This is a genomic window from Flavobacterium sp. LM5 (genome assembly GCF_002017945.1).
GTDB lineage: Bacteria > Bacteroidota > Bacteroidia > Flavobacteriales > Flavobacteriaceae > Flavobacterium > Flavobacterium succinicans.
The window spans coordinates 1-3,298 of sequence record NZ_MUFX01000029.1; the positions used below are offsets into that span (position 1 = coordinate 1).

General features: G+C 35.7%; 3 protein-coding genes and 2 pseudogenes. 3 read left to right on the forward strand and 2 right to left on the reverse strand.

Features of this window, described 5'->3' with window-relative positions:
- From BXU11_RS16855 to BXU11_RS18190, 3 genes and pseudogenes are all read left to right on the forward strand, one after another.
- Window positions 1-627 (forward strand): annotated as a pseudogene (locus BXU11_RS16855) (peptidylprolyl isomerase); the annotation flags it as partial.
- A 107-nt stretch (window positions 628-734) separates the two neighbouring features.
- Complete coding sequence (locus tag BXU11_RS18185; protein WP_223253766.1) at window positions 735-953, forward strand: hypothetical protein; 219 nt, start codon at window positions 735-737, stop codon at window positions 951-953.
- 124 nt (window positions 954-1,077) lie between these two features.
- A complete protein-coding gene (locus BXU11_RS18190; RefSeq protein ID WP_223253767.1) occupies window positions 1,078-1,701 on the forward strand; it encodes a DUF4153 domain-containing protein in 624 nt (207 codons plus the stop codon).
- Here BXU11_RS18190 and BXU11_RS16865 read toward each other — a convergent pair.
- Window positions 1,676-2,572 (reverse strand): DUF4153 domain-containing protein, encoded by an 897-nt coding sequence (locus BXU11_RS16865; RefSeq protein WP_078213364.1) that lies wholly within the window; start codon window positions 2,570-2,572, stop codon window positions 1,676-1,678. The genes BXU11_RS18190 and BXU11_RS16865 overlap by 26 nt on opposite strands.
- Before the next feature lie 107 nt (window positions 2,573-2,679).
- A pseudogene (locus BXU11_RS16870) lies at window positions 2,680-3,298 on the reverse strand (peptidylprolyl isomerase); the annotation flags it as partial.

Genomic DNA, 3,298 nt, shown 5'->3' on the forward strand with positions numbered 1-3,298 from the left:
AAAGACATGAAATTGACTGTTGCTCCTGTGGTTAACGTTACAGCAATGGATGAAAATTTTGGTTCATTAGGTGCTCAAAGAAATATTGTGAGATGGGCATTTGAAGGAGATTCTAAAGTAGGTACGGTAAAACGTTTTGAAATAGCTAACGTTGGTCACGTAATTGCTAAAGTAAAAAGTATTGACAATTCAGGTTTAATTGCAATCGCTACCGCTAGACCTTACGTTGAGCCAATCCTTAAGAACAAGAAAAAAGCAGAGTTAATTAAAGCTAAAATGACAGGTGCTTCACTTGAGGCTATTGCCAAAGCAGTAGGCGCACCGGTACAACAAGCAACAGGATTAACTTTAGAAAATGCAGTATTGCCAGGTGGAGTAGGACAAGAAGCTAAAGTTGTAGGTAATGCTTTAGCATTGGCTGCCAATAAAATTTCGGCTCCGATAGAAGGAAATACAGGTGTTTATGTTGTGAAAAATGTAAGTACTATCAAAGCACCAGCTTTGAAAAGTCATGCGCCTTACATCACTAAATTGAAAACACAAAGTAGTGGTGATATGAATAGAGCCATTCCTGCTTTGAAAGCAGCGGCTACAATCGAAGACAACAGAAAACAATTCGGTTTGTAATCGATAATAAAGTTTAGTTATTATATTTAGAAGCCAGTTACATTAATTTGTAACTGGTTTTTTTTGCACGCTATTTTTTACTAATTTAGATTACTAACCCAATTATTATGGCTTCATTTCCTTCGCTTCAAAAAGTATGGCTTGCCACCTCTACAACCGTTCTTCGTTTTCCACTTGAGTTTGTTGTGACTTTATTGGGAACCCTATTTGCGTTGTTAATGGTTAAAAATAACTATGCAACAGCAGAGGAAGCACAAATGATCAAAACCATTATGAGCTGTTCGTTGTGTTTAGTATGGTTTTTTGTCTTGCACGCTGTTTTTTAACACAAGTAATAAATCTATTGTTTTTAGGGTTTTGAGTAGTTGTTTAGGGGGATTTTTGCTATTTCTGTTTGTATTTAGTCTTGAGATTCCCACGGCTAGTATTGATTTTTTACAATTTTTTGTTTTGTCGATTGCCCTGCATTTGCTGGTTTCTTTTGCTGCTTTTTTAGCAAAACAGTATTGCGAAGAGGAATTTTGGGAATTCAATAAACAACTCTTTTTACGAATTATAACGGCTGGTTTGTATAGTGGTTTTCTTTTTGCAGGCTTGGCTTTGGCCATCGTTGCTATAAAGGAATTGTTCGGTTTTGAGTTGGATGAAAAGATTTTTGGTTATCTCTTTGTAGTAATAGCTGGGCCATTTAATACACTCTTTTTTTTGAGTGGTGTACCTGTTATTCAAAGCGTCAATACGACGCTCACACTTAGTTATCCTATTGGTCTTAAGAAATTCACTCAATATGTATTACTTCCTTTAATTAGTCTTTATTTGGTGATATTGCTTTGTTATGAAACGAAGATCCTTATTACTCTTTCTTTGCCTATTGGCTGGGTTTCGTATTTGGTATTGGTTTTTGCTATTATCGGTATTTTGTCTTTTTTATTGGTTCATCCCATTGCTTCGTCGGCAAGTAATTTGTGGATGCAAACCTTCAATCGTTGGTTTTATTACTTGTTAATTCCGGTACCTATGGCCCAAAACACAAGCCCAATAAAGGAATTTACAAGTAATAAAACCAACGATTGAAGGTTTGCATCCACAAATTACTTGCCGACGAAGCAATGGGATGAACCAATAAAAAAGACAAAATACCGATAATAGCAAAAACCAATACCAAATACGAAACCCAGCCAATAGGCAAAGAAAGAGTAATAAGGATCTTCGTTTCATAACAAAGCAATATCACCAAATAAAGACTAATTAAAGGAAGTAATACATATTGAGTGAATTTCTTAAGACCAATAGGATAACTAAGTGTGAGCGTCGTATTGACGCTTTGAATAACAGGTACACCACTCAAAAAAAAGAGTGTATTAAATGGCCCAGCTATTACTACAAAGAGATAACCAAAAATCTTTTCATCCAACTCAAAACCGAACAATTCCTTTATAGCAACGATGGCCAAAGCCAAGCCTGCAAAAAGAAAACCACTATACAAACCAGCCGTTATAATTCGTAAAAAGAGTTGTTTATTGAATTCCCAAAATTCCTCTTCGCAATACTGTTTTGCTAAAAAAGCAGCAAAAGAAACCAGCAAATGCAGGGCAATCGACAAAACAAAAAATTGTAAAAAATCAATACTAGCCGTGGGAATCTCAAGACTAAATACAAACAGAAATAGCAAAAATCCCCCTAAACAACTACTCAAAACCCTAAAAACAATAGATTTATTACTTGTGTTAAAAAACAGCGTGCAAGACAAAAACCATACTAAACACAACGAACAGCTCATAATGGTTTTGATCATTTGTGCTTCCTCTGCTGTTGCATAGTTATTTTTAACCATTAACAACGCAAATAGGGTTCCCAATAAAGTCACAACAAACTCAAGTGGAAAACGAAGAACGGTTGTAGAGGTGGCAAGCCATACTTTTTGAAGCGAAGGAAATGAAGCCATAATAATTGGGTTAGTAATCTAAATTAGTAAAAAATAGCGTGCAAAAAAAACCAGTTACAAATTAATGTAACTGGCTTCTAAATATAATAACTAAACTTTATTATCGATTACAAACCGAATTGTTTTCTGTTGTCTTCGATTGTAGCCGCTGCTTTCAAAGCAGGAATGGCTCTATTCATATCACCACTACTTTGTGTTTTCAATTTAGTGATGTAAGGCGCATGACTTTTCAAAGCTGGTGCTTTGATAGTACTTACATTTTTCACAACATAAACACCTGTATTTCCTTCTATCGGAGCCGAAATTTTATTGGCAGCCAATGCTAAAGCATTACCTACAACTTTAGCTTCTTGTCCTACTCCACCTGGCAATACTGCATTTTCTAAAGTTAATCCTGTTGCTTGTTGTACCGGTGCGCCTACTGCTTTGGCAATAGCCTCAAGTGAAGCACCTGTCATTTTAGCTTTAATTAACTCTGCTTTTTTCTTGTTCTTAAGGATTGGCTCAACGTAAGGTCTAGCGGTAGCGATTGCAATTAAACCTGAATTGTCAATACTTTTTACTTTAGCAATTACGTGACCAACGTTAGCTATTTCAAAACGTTTTACCGTACCTACTTTAGAATCTCCTTCAAATGCCCATCTCACAATATTTCTTTGAGCACCTAATGAACCAAAATTTTCATCCATTGCTGTAACGTTAACCACAGGAGCAACAGTCAATTTC